This window comes from Yersinia sp. 1252 StPb PI, from assembly GCF_048593885.1.
Classification (GTDB): Bacteria; Pseudomonadota; Gammaproteobacteria; order Enterobacterales; family Enterobacteriaceae; genus Yersinia; species Yersinia enterocolitica_E.
In genome coordinates, this window is record NZ_JAZGQE010000089.1 from 1 (window position 1) to 18,619 (window position 18,619).

An 18,619-nucleotide genomic window follows, 5' to 3' on the forward strand; every position below is an offset into this window, starting at 1 on the left:
CATTAATAATATTGAAATTGATCTGGATCATAAAAACCATTTAGCCGCAAATTGTGCTAACAGCCATTGATGAAAAATGGAACCGTTGTCATGCTGCTATGCTTGGATGTTGTATGTGTGAAATCGCGATCGGTTGGCTGTTTACTTTGTAAGGAGCAGTAGATTCAAGATGAACGCTGAAATTAATCCGTGTCAAAACTGTGGTGCGTGTTGCGCCTATTTTAGAGTGTCGTTCTATTGGGCTGAAGCCAAAGAGGGAGGCGGTACAGTGCCCAACGCCATGACCGAACAAGTCACACCCTTTATAAGCTGTATGTCCGGTACTAACTGTAAATCCCCCCGTTGCAGTGCACTTCAAGGTGAAGTCGGTCACGCTGTTTCCTGTACAATTTATGGCGACCGCCCACCACCCTGTTATGAATTTGAACGCTCAGGGGATGCCGGAATTCATAATCCGCACTGTGACCGCGCCCGTGCGCACTATGGGTTACCACCGTTAGCTATTGATAACGTCGAGGTAATCAGATTAGAAGAAATCACTGCTAGATTAATGACAGGATCCCACAGCGCCTCATAACAAGGTATAATCATCGGCTAGCGCTATTTTTTCGATCCCAAGGAGCTTTCATGCCTATCACGGCTAACAGTTTATACCGTGACAGTTTTAACTTTTTACGTAATCAACTGCCGGCAATCCTGCTGCTGGCTTTACTGACTGCGTTCATTACCGTCATGCTGAATCAGGCATTTATCCCTGATGCTGAACAACTGGGTATTTTAAGTGCTGCGGACGGTGATATTGCGTCATCAGCAAGTGTCAGTATCAGTGAGATAGTATCGCAGATGACACCGGAGCAGCAGATGGTGCTGCTTAAAGTCTCTGCGGCGGCGACCTTTTCTGCCTTAGTCGGTAACGTGTTATTAGTCGGTGGAATGCTAACCCTGATTTCTATGGTATCGATGGGCCGTCGGGTCAGTGCATTGCAAGCTATTGGTATTTCAGTACCGATCTTGCCTCGCTTGCTGCTGCTGATGTTTATCGGTACTTTGTTGATTCAGTTAGGATTAACAATATTTATCGTGCCTGGTGTGGTCATTGCTGTCGCGTTATCACTCTCACCGATTATCGTGACCACAGAGAAAATGGGGGTTTTCTCGGCCATAAGAGTCAGTATTAAATTGGCATTTGCCAATGTGCGGTTAATCATCCCTGCGATGATGCTGTGGATAGCGGCCAAATTGATTCTGTTGTATCTGGTAAGCCACCTGACTATTTTGCCAACACCGATTGCGACTATTATTTTAAGTGCGCTTAGCAATCTGGTTTCTGCATTATTGCTGGTGTATTTGTTCCGTTTATATATGTTGTTGCGCCCTGCCACTCCAGCGGAGTAAGTACCCCGCCAAGTAAAAGCAAAAAGGGCCATTACGGCCCTTTTTGTTCATCAATGATTGATACCTATGCACTAACTTCAGGCTCGGCACCTATCTCTGGTTCTTGTTTCTCTGCCACCCGCTGCTTACTTTGAATCAGTTTTAGTGCCAGATAGAGATCCGGTACCAGAATTAGGTCATTATCCTGACTTTTCAATTGATTAACTCTAAACCAGCGTGTTAGTTCGGTACGTCTTCCCGCCAGTATCAACTTAATATTGCGTTGCTTCAGGTCACGTTTAAGCTCATCAATCGCCGATAGAACACTGATATCGGCATAGGTAAAACTGGCGACCGCATCAATAACCACCCAATCTGCCTGATGGGGTGTACTGTCAACCAAATTCAAAATCCGCCGCTTAAAGTACGCCACGTTAAAATAGGTCAGAGGTGAATTAAAACGATAAATCATCACGCCGGGTACAGGTTTGATCCCATTGCCGCTACGCATTGAATGGATCATACCATCAGCATTAACCCCTAATAACTGTTCTGTTGGGCGGAATACCGTGCGCAGGAACTGCAATAGCCCCAACAGTACCGCCAATCCGATACCACTAATCACGCCGACCAATACTACGCTGACAAAAGTAAATATCGCTAAATAGAAAGCCTGAGTATTACGTTTACGTAATTGCCATAAACTCCTGAATCCCAGTAGTGACCAGGCAGCATAAATCAGCACCACGCCCAGCGCTGCTACCGGGATAAATTGCAACGGCCGGGTTAAAAACAGCAACACCATCGCAATCATCAACGCAGCAATAATAGAAACCAACTGGCTTTTGCCATTATTGGCGTCATTTACGGCTGTACGGGTACTGGCCCCACTGATAGCAAAACCTTGTGATAGCGCTGAAACAATGTTGGTAATACCCAAGGCGCGCAGTTCTACATCGGCATCCACCTCATAACCATTTTTGGCGGCAAAACTACGCGCGGTCAGCATCATGCTAACAAAACTGACCACGGCCAGGTTAAGTGCCGGGATAACCATATCGCGCAGCAGGCCGGGTTGGAAATCAGGCCAATGCACCATTGGCAAGCCACCATCGAACCCGCCGACCACCGCCACGCCAAATTGCTGCATATTGGCAGCCCAGGAAACAAAGGTCGCCATGACGATCGCCAACAGCGGTGCAGGCCAGTTTGGTCGTAACCACTTAACACCATACAGCACCACAAAAGTCAGTAGTGAAATGGCGACAGTGGGCAAATGGCTATTAATCAAATTATGGGGTAATGCCAGTACCCGCTCAATCAGTTGTGGGGGGCGGGTCATAAAACCAAAAACCTTACCGAGCTGATCGACAATAATGGTAATTGCCACCCCATTAAGTAACCCGGTCAATATTGGCCGTGATAATAGATCAGCCAAAGCCCCCAGCTTGAAACGACTGGCCACCAGACACCATGTGCCCATCATCAATGTCATCATGATGGTGAGCTGCCAATGCACCTCACTGCTCCCCGCAGCCAGCGGCGCGACCACCGCGGCAATCACCGCACAAGTTGCCGCATCAGGTCCGACGATTAATTGTCGCGATGAACCAAAGAAAGCGTAGGCAATCATTGGCAAAATACATGAGTACAAACCAACAGCGGCACTAACCCCCGTCAATTCAGCATAAGCAATAGCAATAGGTAATGCGACTGCGGCCACGGATAGACCCGCCCTGACATCGGGTTTGAGCCATTCACGTTCATACGCCATCAATTGGGTCAAACCCGGCATCCAGTACCGAAGTGATCTTCTCTGCATATTTACTCCACAACACCTAACCCAATAATTATTACTCATCATGCTGGGTTAACGCACTACTGGCAATATGCTGACAAAATCTGTTACTTGTTTATCGTAAGTTTCTGCAAATTCCACTGGCAGAGCGCGCATTCCGACGGATAATTAAGGATAATAGTATTTTACCGCTGGTACCCTCACACCACTGAATCCGGTATAGTCGGGCTGTGTACAAATGATGGATTGATTCATGAAGCAACTTTTAGATTTTCTCCCACTGGTCGTATTTTTCGTTTTCTACAAGATGTATGACATTTTTGTCGCCTCAGGGGCGCTGATTGTCGCGACACTACTCGCGTTAGCCTTTACCTGGGTTAAGTACCGTAAAGTAGAAAAGATGACATTAGTTACCGCTGTTATGGTGCTGGTATTCGGGACCTTGACGCTCACATTCCACAGCGACTTATTCATTAAATGGAAAGTGACGGTGTTATATGCACTGTTCGCTGTTGCTTTGTTAATAAGCCAATGGGTTATGAAAAAACCATTGATTCAGCGCATGCTGGGTAAAGAGCTAACGCTACCAGATGCGGTATGGTCAACACTGAATATGTCATGGGCGCTGTTCTTCCTGGCTTGTGGCCTGCTGAACATTTATGTCGCATTCTGGTTACCGCAAGATATTTGGGTAAACTTTAAAGTCTTTGGTTTAACCGCACTCACCCTGATATTCACATTGATCAGTGGCGTTTATATTTACCGACATATGCCGGAAGAACAGAAAAAGTCATAATCTTAAATAATAGCTCCCAACGTCATTGAGACTGCAAACAGGCATCGCCCTGCGGCCTCAATGACGTTGGTATATTTGCGCTTATTGAAATTTCAGTGAGCCATTCCAGGTGAATAGATTTACTTTTAGAAGTAGGCAGAGATGACTCAGGAACAATTATCACCTCGCGGTGAGCAATCATTACCTAATGGTGAATTGGTACTTCGTACCCTTGCAATGCCCGCAGACACTAATGCTAATGGTGATATATTTGGCGGTTGGTTAATGTCACAAATGGATATTGGCGGAGCCATTCAGGCCAAAGAGATAGCTCAAGGGCGAGTTGTCACTGTTCGGGTGGATGGGATGACCTTCCTCAAGCCAGTCGCTGTGGGCGATGTGGTTTGTTGCTATGCCCGCTGTATTAAAACCGGCCGTAGCTCAATTACCATCAATATTGAAGTGTGGGTGAAAAAGGTCTCTTCTGAGCCAATCGGGCAGCGCTATCGTGCCACTGAAGCGGTATTTACCTATGTAGCGGTGGATGATGCCGGTAAAGCCCGTGCGCTACCTAACGGCAGAGGGAATTTCGAGGTTGGCGCAACGCAATAATCGTTGGCCGAGCTTGTCCTGACGCAAAAAAGGGTCGCCCTGTATAACAGCGACCCTTTTCTTATTATGATATTTGCTGATTACTCAATAGCAGACTGAGTAACACCATAATAACCTTAGTTCATTTCCATATTGCCGCCGATCTTGAACACAATGGTGGTGACATAATCTTTAGCCGCAACCGCTTCAAATCGCCATTTACGCATCACTTGCTTCACCTCACGCTCAAAGGTATTACGCGGCGTCGCTTCCAAAACGCGCACATTAGTGACACGACCATTTTCGTCAATATCGTATTGGACCTTAACCTGCCCTTCGACCCCCAAAGCCAGTGCCCTTGCCGGATAAGTTGGCTTCGCCTTACTCAAGGCTCTTGGCCCAGCAGTGGTTGATGCCCCCGGAACTGACGCTTTCGGCGCGGCTTTTACCGGCGCATTATTGGCAACCAGTGCCGGCTCATCAGATTTGAACGGCTTGTCATCCGGTGGTGCTTCGGTCTTTTTCACTACCGGCTTTTTAACTTCTTTTTTCACCGGTTTAGGCTTGGGCTTTGGTTTCGGCTTCACCGGTTCAGGAATCGGTACAGGAACAGGTTCTGGCAACACCTCAGGCTCTGGCGGTGTTTCTTCAACGGGTTCCGGTTCGGCCTGTGGCTCCGCCGCCGCTGGTTGTGGTGCGGCAAAGGTGGCTATATTGACCATCGTAACGGCCAGCGGTGCATCCTCTATTTCAGGTTGTACCTTCATTTGCTCGACAGAAACGTACAGTAATGCCGCAACTACGCTGCCATGTAAACCAACTGAAAATACGATTGGCCATGTAAGCCGTCGACCCAGGAAAAATTTATTTAGCTGCATAATAATTCAATGTCCTCTAATGCAGCTAAGTGTAAATGCAAATAGCAATCATATTCAATAAGCAAGCGCAAACAATCTTCCTCAACAGCCTTAAATGATGCTTTAAACGGCAATATCAACCAAATAATACTTTCTCGTTACGCTTAGTTATCATTTTATTTCATTATTAACTACCGGTGTATTCATCTGAGAATTTTAGATGTCGCCCTTTCTGCACCTTATTGAATTTATGGATAGAACATGGTGTTATGGCGCAACGAATACAAATCATCATATTGAGGTATATACCCTACATAATTCGAGTTGCAGGAAGGCTGCCAACGCAGATGCAGCTTGCAGTATGAGGGGTATGATAATTTTAAAGGTGAAACATGCTTTATATAATCTTTGCAACGGATGTTCCTGATTCACTTGATAAGCGCTTATCCGTTCGCCCTGCACATCTGGCCCGCCTGCAAGTATTGCAGGATCAAGGCCGCCTACTGACAGCAGGCCCGAACCCAGCCATTGATAGCGCAGACCCTGGTGCTGCCGGATTTACTGGATCGACTGTTATCGCCGAATTTGCCTCGCAACAAGAGGCTGAACACTGGGCGGAACAAGACCCTTATAGCGCGGCTGGTGTGTATCAGTCGGTTATTGTAAAACCCTATAAACGGGTATTCTGAATCACTACAGATGTCTGACATCTATCCAACCATAGACAAAATCGGTTGCATGTAGCCATCTCGTCCGGCGATTACATGTATTTAATTATCTTTACTTATAATTACTGAGAATCATTGTCTAATCAGATATCGATTTTTCTATCGTGACGTTGAGTCATTTTGTTAAATGCGGAGATGAAGACTATGCAGTGTCCAGTATGCAAAGATACCCAACTGGTGATGTCTGAACGTAAGAGCATTGAGATCGATTATTGCCCTAACTGCCGTGGTGTATGGCTGGATCGCGGAGAACTGGATAAAATCATTGAAAAATCGGCTGAAAGTACACCGACATCAACATCAGCGCCATACTCTGACACCAGAGAACGTGAACGAGATAATCACGGATATGCAAAACCTAAACACTACAAAAAGAAAAGTTTCCTCTCAGAGTTATTTGATTAACCACGCAGATTGTTTTGCGCTGTGGTGGTAAACAATAGTCAACTTAATCATACGCCTGAATACAGGCGTATTTGATTTTATACTACCAGCCAGAACAAAGACGTTAACGCCGCCTTAAGCTTTGTAGTGCTTCAGCCAATGCTCTTCGCATGCCTCAACGGCTTTATCCAGCATATGCGCCGGTGCTTTTAAAATCATATGGTCTTTTCTTACCCAAACCGGATAAGTGTGTTTGCCAGCAGCAATGACTTGCTCAGAATAAATAGCAGCATGGTATACCAGCTCAGATTCTTCACAATAAATCTCGTACTTATAAAGTGCGGTGCTAACTTTTAAATCCCCGAAGAATACTGTTTTAGCTAATTTATATTGAGACATGAACTATAGCCTTTACCGAAATAGGGACTCTATCATCCACTCATCAGCCAGATATAACTGTGATATCCACTACAAAAAGTACCCTAAGTTGATGTCCTATCGGAAAAATTTAGCTTTATTCTAGCGACAACTTCTCCACCTCAATCAACGGAAATGAACTAAATAGATAACCTTGCATGGCATCCACCCCGAGGTCAGATAACTGAGTAAGCTGTTGATGAGTTTCTACCCCCTCAACTATCACGCACTGGCAGTGCTCACGAAGTCGTGTCAGCAGGTTATCGAACGTGGCACTTCCCCCCCATTGCCAGTAAAAGTGCTTATCAATTTTGACACATTCAAAGAACCCACTGGCAACGGCCGCCAGGTGAGCATTACCGCTACCAAAATCGTCCAACCATAATGAATATCGTTCAGCCAGCTTACTTAATAGTGTGTTCTTCGGCCCATCACTGAGATTGGGAAAACTCTCCATTATTTCTAGCCGGATAAAGGGCATCATAGCTAATAATGATATGACGTCTTCGTCATACAGCACCGTTTGAGCCATATCAAAATCTATATTAATTGAGAGTATTATTTGTTGGTCAATAAACCATTTCTGCTGTGATTTTACCGCACATAATTGGTCAAACAGCAGCTTAGCCTTCATTTGAGCATTAAGTTGATGAAGGAAGCGCTCAGTATAAATAGGCGATTTAAAAGAGGCCGTTGTGAACCGACTCAATAACTCCACAGCAAATAACTTACCATTCTGCCAGTAAACTGGTTCACAGATAAAAGTGCAATCAACTGCAATGTTTAGCCTGCTATCCACAGTAAAACCCTTTTATTTGATTAGAACAGCAGTATTGATCAATTGATAAAATTGATCAATTTTTTATTATTGATCACTAAAAACGATATAAGAGATTGCCAAAAGTAGCAACCACTCTGATCAACCCATTGATAGATAAGAAAGTATTATTTAATCGTGATGATTATCAATGTTATTATTTCATAATCATTTATTTCATAGGAGAATGGTCGCTTCGAACAACCAAACAGTAACACCCCTGAAACTGAATGATTAGAACGAAGCGACCTAATATATATGGTAGCGCGATGTCATTCTGATGTGAAATAAACTTATAAATGACTATTCTGCACCTTTTATTATTAGTAGTAACATCAGAATTATCGCATTTTGATAATTTAGGATAGGAGTGATTTTTCTGCGAAGAAAAACACTATTTAAAGTATAAAATATCATTCCAGAATTTAACGCCAGCAACAAATTATTGACAAACTCATCTGCAACAGCCCAGTTCCGGCAAGTATAATATGAGATATTTTGTGGTGAGAAGTTAATAAAAGCTCAGTGTTTACTATGATTAAAACAAAAACAGCCTCATAAAGAGACTGTTTTTATTACTACCACAGCGGACTACCATTCATAAGCCACAGTGAACAATAGCGCCCGACGATGCTGATGCTCGTGGAGCTGCCTGACACAATAGATATGGCGATAGCGCCGTGATTGACCTTCAAGCCAGCGATTTCTTCGGCGCTGATTTTGCCGCAGCATACGCCAACGGCCCACCTCATTCTTACTCCGTCTCATGAAACAATTCTTCCAAAGCTGAGAACTGGGCTATTATAAACCTTTCATCTTGTGAGCCAAGCCGCTGCACGGCGAAATCGCGGGTTTAGTCCAAATAGCTTATTTAGCTCAGCGTGGAAAAATCAAAAAAATCCCGTTAAATATTTAATTACCCGTTGCAAGTCCTTTAGCTTAAAAGATTTTATCCAGTAATATATCTGATTAAAGGTTTCGCCTTTGCAATACTGTGCGTACACTCTTTAGTGACCGTTTGTGAACAGGACTTCCGCCCTTATGACAACATTTTATACCGTAATCAGTTGGCTCTCGGTTTTTGGCTATTGGTTGCTTATTGCCGGGGTAACATTGCGTATTCTGATGAAACGCAGAGCCGTTCCTTCGGCGATGGCATGGCTGCTGGTTATTTATATTCTGCCGTTAGTTGGGATAATTGCGTATCTCTCATTTGGTGAACTTCATCTCGGCAAACGCCGTGCTGAGCGAGCAAAAGCGATGTGGCCATCCACTGCTCGCTGGTTAAGTGAACTGAAAGACTGCCAACACATTTTTGCCACTTCAAATAGCGAAGTCGCTACCCCATTATTCCAGTTATGTGAACGCCGCCAAGGCATCAGCGGCGTTAAAGGTAATCAATTACAGTTATTGACCACCACCGATGACACATTAAAAGCACTGGTACGTGACATTGAACTGGCCCGTCACAATATCGAGATGGTGTTCTATATCTGGCAGCCTGGTGGCTTGGTTGATCAAGTTGCCGAATCGTTAATGGCGGCAGCGCGCCGAGGTGTTCATTGCCGATTAATGCTGGACTCCGCCGGTAGCCAACAATTCTTTCGCACCCCCTATCCGGCGATGATGCGCAATGCTGGGATTGAGGTGGTCGAAGCACTCAAAGTCAATGTGTTCCGGGTCTTTCTGCGCCGAATGGATTTGCGTCAACACCGTAAAATTGTGTTGATTGATAATTATGTTGCTTATACCGGTAGCATGAATATGGTTGATCCTCGGTTTTTCAAGCAAGATGCTGGCGTAGGTCAATGGATCGATATGATGGCACGGATGGAAGGCCCGGTGGCCACCACCATAGGTATCGTATATGCCTGCGACTGGGAGATTGAAACCGGCAAACGTATTCTACCCCCGCCGCCTGATACTAATATCATGCCGTTTGAAGAAGAGAGCGGTCATACCATTCAGGTTATCGCCTCTGGCCCTGGATTCCCTGAGGAGATGATTCATCAGGCATTATTAATGGCGGTGTATGCAGCCCGTGAGCAGTTAATCATGACGACGCCGTATTTCGTGCCTAGCGATGACCTGCTGCATGCCATCTGTACCGCAGCACAACGTGGTGTTGATGTCAGCATTATTGTTCCTCGAGACAACGACTCGATGATGGTCCGTTGGGCTAGCCGGGCATTCTTCTCTGAATTGTTGGAAGCGGGCGTTAAAGTTTATCAGTTTGAAGGTGGCCTATTGCACAGCAAAAGTGTGCTGGTCGACGGTCAACTAAGTTTGGTTGGCACGGTCAATCTGGATATGCGCAGCTTATGGTTGAACTTTGAAATCACGCTGGTCATTGATGATGATGGTTTTGGTGCAGATTTGGCGCAAGTTCAGGACGACTACATTGCCCGCTCGGTACTGTTAGATGGTGAATTGTGGAATAAACGCCCTCTCTGGCATCGCGTTACTGAACGATTATTCTACTTTTTCAGCCCGTTACTGTAATAACTGAGGCGGCTGGTGGTAAACCTATTGTAGATTCTCTGAGTTATTGACTTCAGATAGCATAATAATTGTAAAAGCGGCATAGAGAATGTTTTAATGAGCGCAATCTGCAAATAACAAATGGGAATCGGCAAATGGACCAGAATAGACAAGAGCCAAGCTTAATGGATCTCAATAACCGCCTGACTGAAGATGAAACACTGGAGCAGGCTTACGATATCTTTCTGGAGCTGGCGGGGGACAATCTCGATCCGGCAGATATTTTATTGTTTAACCTTCAGTTTGAAGAGCGTGGCGGTGCGGAGTTATTTGATCCAGCCGAAGATTGGCAAGAACATGTCGATTTTGATTTAAACCCTGATTTTTTCGCCGAAGTTGTTATTGGCCTTGCTGATAGTGATGGTGAAGAGATTAATGATGTATTTGCGCGAGTTCTTCTGTGCCGCGAAAAAGACCATAAACTTTGCCATATTTTGTGGAAAGAGTGATCGTTACACGTCCCTTCCCCCATGGCTGCTAATACCGTAATCATAACAACCCCCGTCATTTCTCTGACGGGGGTTTTGCTTTTGGACAATCACCATCAGAATGTTATAGCGGATCGACTTTCAGACAAGATACCGCGTGGCGGAAGCTGCCCTCTAACAGTGGGCGGGTTTTCGCACACTCCGGCCCGGCAATCGGACAACGAGTGCGAAATACACAGCCTGATGGCGGATTAATCGGTGAGGGCAGTTCCCCCTCCAGTAGCTGAATCACTTTCGCCCTTTCTTTGTCAGGATCAGGGATAGGTACCGCCGACATGAGCGCCTTGGTATAGGGATGTTGTGGATTATGATAAACCTCATCGTAGGTTCCAAGCTCCACTGCGTGGCCTAAATACATCACCAGCACTCGATCAGAAATATGCTTCACCACAGCTAAATCATGGGCGATGAATATTAGTGACAAGCCCATTTCGCGCTGTAATTGCTGCAACAGGTTCACCACTTGCGCCTGAATTGACACATCAAGAGCAGAGACCGGTTCATCACAGATAACCAGCTTCGGTTCAAGAATCAATGCACGAGCAATACCAATACGTTGACACTGCCCCCCCGAAAATTCATGGGGATATCGGTTGATTAAGTTAGGCAACAAGCCGACCTTAAGCATCATTGCTTTAACTTTATCTTTGATTTCTTGACGCGACATTTTGGGATGATAAGTTCGCAGCGGCTCAGCGATGATTTCACCGATGGTCATACGCGGGTTTAATGAAGCCAGTGGATCCTGGAATATCATCTGAATATCACTACGGGTCGCGCGCCATTGTGCATCACTCAGGCTCAGCAAATCTTTACCTAGCCATGAAACACTGCCACTGGTCGCTTTCACCAAACCAATAATGGCACGGGCGAATGTTGATTTGCCACAGCCAGATTCGCCAACCACACCTAAGGTTTCGCCTTCATACAAGCGCAATGTTACGCCATCAACGGCTTTTAGTGTTTTTGATGGCTGCCAGAACCATTGTTTGCCATCCTGAATATCAAAATGGACTTTTAGATCAGCCACTTCTAGCAATACTTTCTTCTCAGTCATGGCATTCATACTAGTTCCCCTACTGGCTTATAACAGGCACGTAAACGGCCATCACCAAAATGCTCCAATGGCGGGGCCACACCACAGCGATCCATGGCATATTGGCAACGCGGTTGGAATGGGCAACCTTTCGGCAAGCGCAATAAATTCGGCGGATTACCCGGTATCGTCATGAGAGATTCGCCTTCAGCATCAAGACGAGGAACCGCATTCAGTAGACCAATAGAATAAGGGTGACTTGGGTGATAAAACACATCGCGGGCCTGACCATACTCCATCGTCCGCCCTGCATACATCACCAGAACTTTATTGCAGATTCCGGCAACGACGCCAAGGTCATGGGTGATCATGATAATCGCGGTATTGAATTCATGCTTTAGCTCATTCAGCAACGTCATGATTTGTGCTTGAACGGTGACATCAAGTGCCGTTGTTGGCTCATCGGCAATCAATAATTTAGGGCGGCACAACAGCGCCATTGCAATCATTACCCGCTGACGCATACCACCAGAGAACTCATGGGGATACATGCGCATGCGCTTACGTGCTTCTGGCATTTTTACCGCATCAAGCATGCGAATTGACTCTTCAAATGCTTCGCTTTTACTCATCTTTTTATGCAGTTGCAGCACTTCCATTAGCTGCTCACCAACACGCATATAAGGATTCAACGAGGTCATTGGGTCTTGGAATATCATCGAGATTTCCTCAGCCCGCAAACGGTTTAACTGTTTTTCCGGCAGATTTAAGATTTCGCGGCCATTAAACTTTGCTGACCCCCCTATCCGGCCATTACTGGCCAGCAACCCCATCAAAGCAAAAGCTGTTTGCGATTTCCCTGAGCCAGACTCACCTACAATGCCTAATGTTTCACCCGCACGCAGATCAAAATTAAGGGCGTTAACTGCCGTTACATCACCATCTGGCGTACCAAAAGTCACGGTTAAATCTTTTACATCCAGCAGGATATTTTGTTCCAACTGTCTATTTTGTTCCAACAATCTATTTTTTTCCAACAATGCCGATTGCTGAACAGCAGACCGATTATCAATAGTCGTCATAGTGCTACTCCTCAGCGATCTTTCGGATCGAGGGCATCACGCAAGCCATCGCCGATAAAGTTGAAACAGAACAAGGTCACTACCAGAAAACCGGCAGGGAACATCAGCAACCATGGCGACACTTCCATGGAGTTGGCGCCATCACTTAGCAATGCGCCCCAACTACTCAAGGGTTCTTGAGTGCCTAAGCCAAGGAAACTCAGGAAAGATTCAAACAAAATCATACTGGGAACCAGTAAAGAAGCGTACACCACCACCACACCCAACACGTTCGGAACGATATGGCGCAATACGATATTACGTGTGGAAACACCGCCCACCAATGCGGCCTCAATAAACTCTTTCCGTTTCAAACTTAATGTTTGTCCACGGACAATACGCGCCATATCCAGCCAGGACACCATGCCAATCGCCACAAATATCAATAGAATATTCTGGCCAAAGAAGGTCACTAACAGAATAACGAAGAACATGAAGGGGAATGAGTTAAGAATCTCCAACAGGCGCATCATCAGTGAATCGACTTTCCCGCCGAGATAGCCCGATAAAGAGCCATACAAGGTGCCGACAACCACAGCAACCAACGCCGCAGCCACCCCCACCATCAATGAGATCCGACCACCAATAGCAACACGAACCAACAGATCCCGACCAGAAGAGTCAGTACCAAAGTAGTGCCCGGACTCAATATTCGGGGCGGCTGACATCATGCCCCAGTCCGTGTCCGAATAAGTAAACTGCGCTAACATCGGCGCCAAAATAACAAATAGGGTAATTAACATTAGGATCACCAAACTGGTGATCGCCGCGCGGTTATGAACAAAACGACGGCGGGCATCCTGCCAAAGGCTGCGCCCTTCAACTTCCAGTTTTTCACTGAAAACTTCCAGAGCTTCGCTATTTTTATTGCTCAACATAATTGGCGTGCTCCAGTGCTAGTAACGGATTTTAGGATCGATAACGGCATACAGCACGTCAACAATCGCATTGAATAAAATAGTCAAAGCGCCGACTAAAATGGTCAAACTCAGCACCAAAGAGTAATCGCGGTTTAACGCTCCGTTGACAAACAACTGACCAATGCCCGGCAAACCAAAGATGGTTTCAATAACCATCGAACCGGTGATAATCCCTACAAACGCAGGCCCCATATAGGATAAAACAGGCAACAACGCCGGTTTTAATGCATGGCGTAATACGATGGTCCGCAGTGGTAATCCCTTCGCCCGCGCCGTACGGATAAAGTTAGAGTGAAGAACCTCAATCATTGAGCCTCGGGTAATACGCGCAATGCTGGCGATATAAGCCAACGACAGCGCGACCATTGGCAAAATGATAAACTTCGGCGCTCCGCCATTCCAACCACCACCCGGTAACCATTTCAATATAATGGCAAAAACCAACACTAATAAGGGGGCGACCACAAAACTCGGGATGACCACCCCAGTCATGGCAAAGCCCATTACCGTATAATCCCATTTGGTATTTTGATTCAGTGCCGCAATGACCCCAGCACTAACCCCTAATACTACTGCGAGTAAAAATGCTGCAAAACCAAGCTTCGCAGAGACGGGAAACGATGCAGACACCAGATCGTTCACAGTGTAATCTTTATATTTAAACGAAGGCCCAAGATCGCCATGCGCAAGTTGACCCAAGTAGTTGAAATACTGTTTATAAACTGGGTCGTTGAGGTGATATTTTGCCTCAATATTGGCCATGACTTCAGGAGGAAGATTACGCTCGCCAGTAAACGGACTCCCTGGGGCGAGACGCATCATAAAAAATGAAATGGTTATCAAAATAAAAAGTGTCGGAATCGCTTCCAGACAGCGGCGTAGAATAAATTTTAACATTGCCTGTACCTTTAGCCTCTTACTGCGACTTTATATTATCAACGCAATAAGGGCAGCACGCTAATTCAGCGGCTGCCCTTAATATATTAGTGCTTGATAATATAAAGATCTTTAACGTGCATATTATCCAGTGGGTCTTTACCGGTATATCCACCGACATAAGGTTTCACTAAGCGGGCATTCACATAGTAGAACAACGGCACAATAGCAGAATCTTTATCCAGCAATACCTCAGCTTGTTGATACAAACCGGCACGCTCTTTTTCAGATTTTACTTTCAGCGTATCTTGGATCAACTTATCAAAGGCTGGGCTCTTATAATGCACCGTGTTATTGCTGCTGTCAGATAGCATCATGTTCAGGAATGACGACGGTTCGTTATAGTCAGCACACCAACCAGCACGCGCGACATCGAAAGTGCCTTGATGGCGGGTATCAAGGAAGGTTTTCCATTCCTGATTTTCCAGCTTAACGTCAACCCCCAGATTTTTCTTCCAAATAGATGCTGCCGCAATAGCCAATTTCTTGTGTAGATCAGAGGTGTTATACAACAGGTTAAATTTCAGTGGTTTATCTTGTGTGTAGCCAGCTTCAGCCAGCAACTTCTTAGCCACTTCATTACGTTTTTCCTGGGTCCAGCCAAACCATTCTGGTGGGGTCAATTCTGCACCGCTGGTGTACGGAGGCGTAAAGCCATAGGCAGGTAAATCACCTTGGTTTTTCACTTTGTTCACGATGATATCGCGATCCATACCCAGTTTCAGTGCTTCACGAACGCGTGCATCGGTGAATGGCGCTTTTTGGTTATTGATTTCGTAATAATAGGTACACAGATACGGGTCAACATGAACTTCTTGTGGGATCTCTTTTTTCAGTTTCTGGAATAATTCAATCGGCATGTTGTTATAGGTCATGTCGATCTCGCCGCTGCGGTAGCGGTTAACATCAGTCACTTCAGAAGAGATTGGCAGGTAAGTAACCTGATTGATAACTGTTTTCGCATTATCCCAATAGGTTGGGCTGCGTTCTAACACAATACGTTCGTTAACGGTCCAATCTTTTAACTTATAGGCACCATTACCGACAAAATTCTGTGGCTGAGTCCACTTCTCACCAAACTTCTCAACCACAGTTTTATTAACTGGGGACATGGATGGATGAGCTAACAGTTTATCTAAATAAGGAACAGGTTCGGTCAACGTGACTTCCAAAGTATGGTCATCTAACGCTTTTACACCCAAGGTATCAGGTGATTTTTTGCCGGTAATAATATCGTCGATATTCGCGATATGGGCATATTGTACATAACTCGCATACGGAGAAACTGTTTTAGGGTCCGCCAGACGTTGCCAGCTATAAACGAAATCATGTGCTGTTACAGGGTCACCATTTGACCATTTAGCATCTTTACGCAGATGGAAAGTCCAAACTTTAAAGTCTTTGTTATCCCAACTTTCAGCGACACCAGGCAGAATCTTGCCGTTTGGATCGTTAATAACCAACCCTTCCAATAAATCGCGCGAAATATTGGATTCAGGCACACCTTCAATTTTATGCGGATCCAGTGACTGAGGTTCGGAACCATTATTGCGAACTAAAACCTGTTTCTCGGCCAGTTGTACACCTGCCGGCACATTGGCGGCAAAGGCAGTTCCCACAGCCATCATACCCATAGCAGCAGCGATACCTGCGGCCAGGAAAGTTTTCTTTGTGATGTTGGTCATGCTGATATCTACTCCAGATTTTATTATTGCGTCGCTCAGAGACTGAGCAAGCTTCACCTTTAAAAGGTATCTTTAAATCACATTGCGCGGGGAACGAACCCGGCCATGTAATGCCCTATATGTATTAGCATCAGACTAAAATCGGTACTGTGCTATACATCCCTATTACCTTGTCTGTCTCTTATTTGCTGTCATGCCACCACGATTTTCGCTTGTGAACAATTGACATATAAGTCTGTTTTGCTGCGATAAACTTTTATTACTTAATTTTTACTACAACTTACGCATATAAAGATTTTTTAAATCGACTAAATCTTGTGGGTCTTTACCGGTAAATCCGCCGACAGTCGGCCGAATAAGTCGAACACTGACTCGATAATAGACCGGCACCATTGCAGAATCTTTATCCAATAAGTTCTCTGCCTGTTGATATAAAGCAGCGCGCGCCTCGACACTCGAGGTCGTCAGCGTTTTAGCCAACAGCGCATCGAATGCTGGATTTTTATAGAAGAAAGTATTATTGCTGCTATCCGATAGCAGCATATTCAGAAAAGCGGTCGGCTCATTGTAGTCACCACACCATGTCGCCCTGGCAACATCAAATTGCCCTTGATGGCGGCTTTCTAAAGAGGTTTTCCATTCTTGATTCTGCAAGGTAACGGTGGCACCCAGGTTTTTCTGCCACATAGAGGCAGCGGCAATCGCCTGCTGCTTATTTTGATCTGAGGTGTTATAAAGCAACGTAAACTTTAATGGATTTTGGGCATTGAAACCGGCCTCGGCAAGCACTCTTTTCGCCTCTGCATTGCGTTGTTCTTGAGTCCAGTTGGCCCATTCTGGCAATGCGAAATTCCCCCCCCCCGTAAATGTCGGGGTAAAGCCATAGGCAGGGATCTGCCCTTGCCCCATAATTTTAGTCGCAATAATGTCGCGATCCAGCGTTAATTTAATTGCCGTTCTCACTCTGACGTCAGTGAATGGTGCTTTTTTATTATTAATTTCGTAATAGAAAGTACAGAGGTATGGGCTGATATGAACCTGCGATGGCAGATCCTTTTTCATTTTGGCAAATAAATTTGGGGGAATGGCACTGTTAGTCATATCGATTTCACCGCTGCGATAGCGATTAATATCACTGACTTCTGACGTTATCGGTAAAAAAGTGGCCTTATTGATGACCGTTTCGTTGTTATTCCAGTAAGTCGGGCTACGCGCCAGCACAATCCGCTCATTAACCACCCATTCTTTTAACTGAAAAGCGCCATTACCGATAAAATTTTGTGGTAGAGTCCATTTATCACCATACTTTTCAACAGCCTCACGCTTAACCGGCTTCATCGAGGTGTGAGATAACATGCTGATAAAATAAGGAACCGGCTCCGTTAGCGTCACTTGCAAGGTTTTGCTATCTAATGCCTTAACACCTAATTCATCCGGTTTTTTGGTCCCTTCCAATACCTCGTCAACATTCTCAATTTGGGCATACTGCAAATAACTGGCATAAGGTGAACCCACTTTAGGGCTAGCCAAACGCTGCCAACTATAGACAAAATCCTGAGCAGTGACCGGAGTTCCATCACTCCACACCGCGTTATCTCGCAAATGGAAGGTCCAGACTTTATAACCCTCATTATCCCAGCGCGTGGCAACTGCCGGAATTATATGCCCATTAGCATCATTGCTCACCAGACCTTCTAATAAATTCAGAATAATATTGGTTTCAGGAATGCCTTCAACCTTATGTGGATCTAATGAGGCAACCTCGGAACCATTATTAATGGTAATACTCTGATCTATCGCTAATGCCACACTGGCCGGAACTACCGCCGCCATTGATACCGCCGAAAATGACAAACCCAGAATAGCGCCAATTATTGCCAGTGGTGGTTGCTTAAACTTTATTTGCATTTCAAACCGCCCTTTTACGAGATTTTGTGATGTTTTTCTCAAGGTTTACGTCAATCTGCTGCCCACAACGACTAGCAATAACTATTCCAAAAATCAAAATTCGGTTTAGTTTCATTAAAAAACAAGAAATCTCTTGTCGGGAAGTTGTCCGAAAACTAACAGAACCCGAAATCTGACGCCAATAAATTTTACAGAAATGTTAAGCAATTCTCTTTTCTATAGAGTAACTAACGATATTACCTA

At 45.2% G+C, this 18,619-nt stretch carries 19 protein-coding genes; 8 read left to right on the forward strand and 11 right to left on the reverse strand.

Annotation, left to right across the window (positions count from 1 at the left end):
- The first annotated feature begins 169 nt into the window (after positions 1-169).
- Positions 170-577 (forward strand): YkgJ family cysteine cluster protein, encoded by a 408-nt coding sequence (locus V2A85_RS13805; protein WP_372558967.1) that lies wholly within the window; start codon positions 170-172, stop codon positions 575-577.
- A 50-nt stretch (positions 578-627) separates the two neighbouring features.
- The gene (locus tag V2A85_RS13810) at positions 628-1,395 is read left to right on the forward strand and encodes a YciC family protein (RefSeq protein WP_372558966.1); all 768 of its coding nucleotides are present in this window, start codon (positions 628-630) and stop codon (positions 1,393-1,395) included.
- A gap of 64 nt (positions 1,396-1,459) precedes the next feature.
- Here V2A85_RS13810 and V2A85_RS13815 read toward each other — a convergent pair whose 3' ends face one another.
- Positions 1,460-3,196 (reverse strand): SulP family inorganic anion transporter, encoded by a 1,737-nt coding sequence (locus V2A85_RS13815; RefSeq protein WP_420071663.1) that lies wholly within the window; start codon positions 3,194-3,196, stop codon positions 1,460-1,462.
- Positions 3,197-3,425: 229 nt separating this feature from the next.
- Between V2A85_RS13815 and V2A85_RS13820 the strand changes: the two genes are divergently transcribed.
- Together V2A85_RS13820 and yciA are read left to right on the forward strand one after the other, a co-directional pair.
- A complete protein-coding gene (locus tag V2A85_RS13820; RefSeq protein ID WP_083158934.1) occupies positions 3,426-3,968 on the forward strand; it encodes a septation protein A in 543 nt (180 codons plus the stop codon).
- Positions 3,969-4,109: 141 nt separating this feature from the next.
- Positions 4,110-4,559, forward strand: a complete 450-nt coding sequence (yciA, locus tag V2A85_RS13825) for an acyl-CoA thioester hydrolase YciA (RefSeq protein WP_050110472.1) — start codon at positions 4,110-4,112, stop codon at positions 4,557-4,559.
- 116 nt (positions 4,560-4,675) lie between these two features.
- Here yciA and tonB read toward each other — a convergent pair whose 3' ends face one another.
- On the reverse strand, positions 4,676-5,416 hold the full coding sequence (gene tonB / locus V2A85_RS13830; protein ID WP_372569143.1) for a TonB system transport protein TonB: 741 nt from the start codon (positions 5,414-5,416) through the stop codon (positions 4,676-4,678).
- Positions 5,417-5,787: 371 nt separating this feature from the next.
- On the opposite strand from tonB, the gene V2A85_RS13835 reads away from it, so the two are divergent.
- Together V2A85_RS13835 and V2A85_RS13840 are read left to right on the forward strand one after the other, a co-directional pair.
- Complete coding sequence (locus V2A85_RS13835; RefSeq protein WP_083158936.1) at positions 5,788-6,084, forward strand: YciI family protein; 297 nt, start codon at positions 5,788-5,790, stop codon at positions 6,082-6,084.
- Between the two features lie 183 nt (positions 6,085-6,267).
- Positions 6,268-6,528 (forward strand): zf-TFIIB domain-containing protein, encoded by a 261-nt coding sequence (locus V2A85_RS13840; protein WP_083158937.1) that lies wholly within the window; start codon positions 6,268-6,270, stop codon positions 6,526-6,528.
- Positions 6,529-6,642: 114 nt separating this feature from the next.
- On the opposite strand, the gene V2A85_RS13845 is transcribed toward V2A85_RS13840, so the two are convergent.
- From V2A85_RS13845 to V2A85_RS13855, 3 genes are all read right to left on the reverse strand, one after another.
- Entirely contained in the window at positions 6,643-6,906 is a 264-nt protein-coding gene (locus tag V2A85_RS13845; protein ID WP_083158938.1) for a hypothetical protein, read from the reverse strand.
- Between the two features lie 115 nt (positions 6,907-7,021).
- Positions 7,022-7,723 carry an EAL domain-containing protein gene (locus V2A85_RS13850; protein ID WP_083158939.1) on the reverse strand — a complete coding sequence of 234 codons (702 nt, stop codon included), beginning with the start codon at positions 7,721-7,723 and terminating at the stop codon, positions 7,022-7,024.
- Between the two features lie 609 nt (positions 7,724-8,332).
- Complete coding sequence (locus tag V2A85_RS13855; RefSeq protein ID WP_071843552.1) at positions 8,333-8,509, reverse strand: YciY family protein; 177 nt, start codon at positions 8,507-8,509, stop codon at positions 8,333-8,335.
- A gap of 273 nt (positions 8,510-8,782) precedes the next feature.
- On the opposite strand from V2A85_RS13855, the gene cls reads away from it, so the two are divergent.
- The gene (gene cls, locus V2A85_RS13860) at positions 8,783-10,243 is read left to right on the forward strand and encodes a cardiolipin synthase (RefSeq protein ID WP_083158940.1); all 1,461 of its coding nucleotides are present in this window, start codon (positions 8,783-8,785) and stop codon (positions 10,241-10,243) included.
- Between the two features lie 164 nt (positions 10,244-10,407).
- A complete protein-coding gene (locus V2A85_RS13865) occupies positions 10,408-10,731 on the forward strand; it encodes an HI1450 family dsDNA-mimic protein (RefSeq protein ID WP_032819973.1) in 324 nt (107 codons plus the stop codon).
- Between the two features lie 103 nt (positions 10,732-10,834).
- Here the strand turns inward: V2A85_RS13865 and oppF are convergent, their stop codons facing one another.
- The 6 genes from oppF to V2A85_RS13895 all read right to left on the reverse strand — a co-directional run bounded on the left by oppF (position 10,835) and on the right by V2A85_RS13895 (position 18,376).
- On the reverse strand, positions 10,835-11,836 hold the full coding sequence (oppF, locus tag V2A85_RS13870) for a murein tripeptide/oligopeptide ABC transporter ATP binding protein OppF (RefSeq protein WP_372558962.1): 1,002 nt from the start codon (positions 11,834-11,836) through the stop codon (positions 10,835-10,837).
- The gene (locus V2A85_RS13875; RefSeq protein ID WP_372558961.1) at positions 11,833-12,888 is read right to left on the reverse strand and encodes an ABC transporter ATP-binding protein; all 1,056 of its coding nucleotides are present in this window, start codon (positions 12,886-12,888) and stop codon (positions 11,833-11,835) included. The genes oppF and V2A85_RS13875 overlap by 4 nt, the downstream gene beginning before the upstream one ends.
- 11 nt (positions 12,889-12,899) lie before the next feature.
- Entirely contained in the window at positions 12,900-13,808 is a 909-nt protein-coding gene (gene oppC / locus V2A85_RS13880; protein ID WP_083158943.1) for an oligopeptide ABC transporter permease OppC, read from the reverse strand.
- Between the two features lie 15 nt (positions 13,809-13,823).
- Positions 13,824-14,744 carry an oligopeptide ABC transporter permease OppB gene (gene oppB, locus V2A85_RS13885; RefSeq protein WP_083158944.1) on the reverse strand — a complete coding sequence of 307 codons (921 nt, stop codon included), beginning with the start codon at positions 14,742-14,744 and terminating at the stop codon, positions 13,824-13,826.
- A gap of 86 nt (positions 14,745-14,830) precedes the next feature.
- Positions 14,831-16,468, reverse strand: coding sequence for an oligopeptide ABC transporter substrate-binding protein OppA (gene oppA / locus V2A85_RS13890; RefSeq protein WP_372558960.1), 1,638 nt, complete (start codon positions 16,466-16,468; stop codon positions 14,831-14,833).
- A 273-nt stretch (positions 16,469-16,741) separates the two neighbouring features.
- A complete protein-coding gene (locus V2A85_RS13895) occupies positions 16,742-18,376 on the reverse strand; it encodes an ABC transporter substrate-binding protein (RefSeq protein ID WP_420071664.1) in 1,635 nt (544 codons plus the stop codon).
- Positions 18,377-18,619: the final 243 nt, after the last annotated feature.

What these genes read in the sequence shown, in the direction of transcription:
- V2A85_RS13805 (WP_372558967.1), top strand. Translation starts at nt 170, where the DNA reads ATGAACGCTGAAATTAATCCGTGTCAAAACTGTGGTGCGTGTTGCGCC.
- V2A85_RS13810 (WP_372558966.1), top strand. Translation starts at nt 628, where the DNA reads ATGCCTATCACGGCTAACAGTTTATACCGTGACAGTTTTAACTTTTTA.
- V2A85_RS13815 (WP_420071663.1), bottom strand. Translation starts at nt 3,196, where the DNA reads ATGCAGAGAAGATCACTTCGGTACTGGATGCCGGGTTTGACCCAATTG.
- V2A85_RS13820 (WP_083158934.1), top strand. Translation starts at nt 3,426, where the DNA reads ATGAAGCAACTTTTAGATTTTCTCCCACTGGTCGTATTTTTCGTTTTC.
- yciA (WP_050110472.1), top strand. Translation starts at nt 4,110, where the DNA reads ATGACTCAGGAACAATTATCACCTCGCGGTGAGCAATCATTACCTAAT.
- tonB (WP_372569143.1), bottom strand. Translation starts at nt 5,416, where the DNA reads ATGCAGCTAAATAAATTTTTCCTGGGTCGACGGCTTACATGGCCAATC.
- V2A85_RS13835 (WP_083158936.1), top strand. Translation starts at nt 5,788, where the DNA reads ATGCTTTATATAATCTTTGCAACGGATGTTCCTGATTCACTTGATAAG.
- V2A85_RS13840 (WP_083158937.1), top strand. Translation starts at nt 6,268, where the DNA reads ATGCAGTGTCCAGTATGCAAAGATACCCAACTGGTGATGTCTGAACGT.
- V2A85_RS13845 (WP_083158938.1), bottom strand. Translation starts at nt 6,906, where the DNA reads ATGTCTCAATATAAATTAGCTAAAACAGTATTCTTCGGGGATTTAAAA.
- V2A85_RS13855 (WP_071843552.1), bottom strand. Translation starts at nt 8,509, where the DNA reads ATGAGACGGAGTAAGAATGAGGTGGGCCGTTGGCGTATGCTGCGGCAA.
- cls (WP_083158940.1), top strand. Translation starts at nt 8,783, where the DNA reads ATGACAACATTTTATACCGTAATCAGTTGGCTCTCGGTTTTTGGCTAT.
- V2A85_RS13865 (WP_032819973.1), top strand. Translation starts at nt 10,408, where the DNA reads ATGGATCTCAATAACCGCCTGACTGAAGATGAAACACTGGAGCAGGCT.
- oppF (WP_372558962.1), bottom strand. Translation starts at nt 11,836, where the DNA reads ATGAATGCCATGACTGAGAAGAAAGTATTGCTAGAAGTGGCTGATCTA.
- V2A85_RS13875 (WP_372558961.1), bottom strand. Translation starts at nt 12,888, where the DNA reads ATGACGACTATTGATAATCGGTCTGCTGTTCAGCAATCGGCATTGTTG.
- oppB (WP_083158944.1), bottom strand. Translation starts at nt 14,744, where the DNA reads ATGTTAAAATTTATTCTACGCCGCTGTCTGGAAGCGATTCCGACACTT.
- oppA (WP_372558960.1), bottom strand. Translation starts at nt 16,468, where the DNA reads ATGACCAACATCACAAAGAAAACTTTCCTGGCCGCAGGTATCGCTGCT.
- V2A85_RS13895 (WP_420071664.1), bottom strand. Translation starts at nt 18,376, where the DNA reads ATGCAAATAAAGTTTAAGCAACCACCACTGGCAATAATTGGCGCTATT.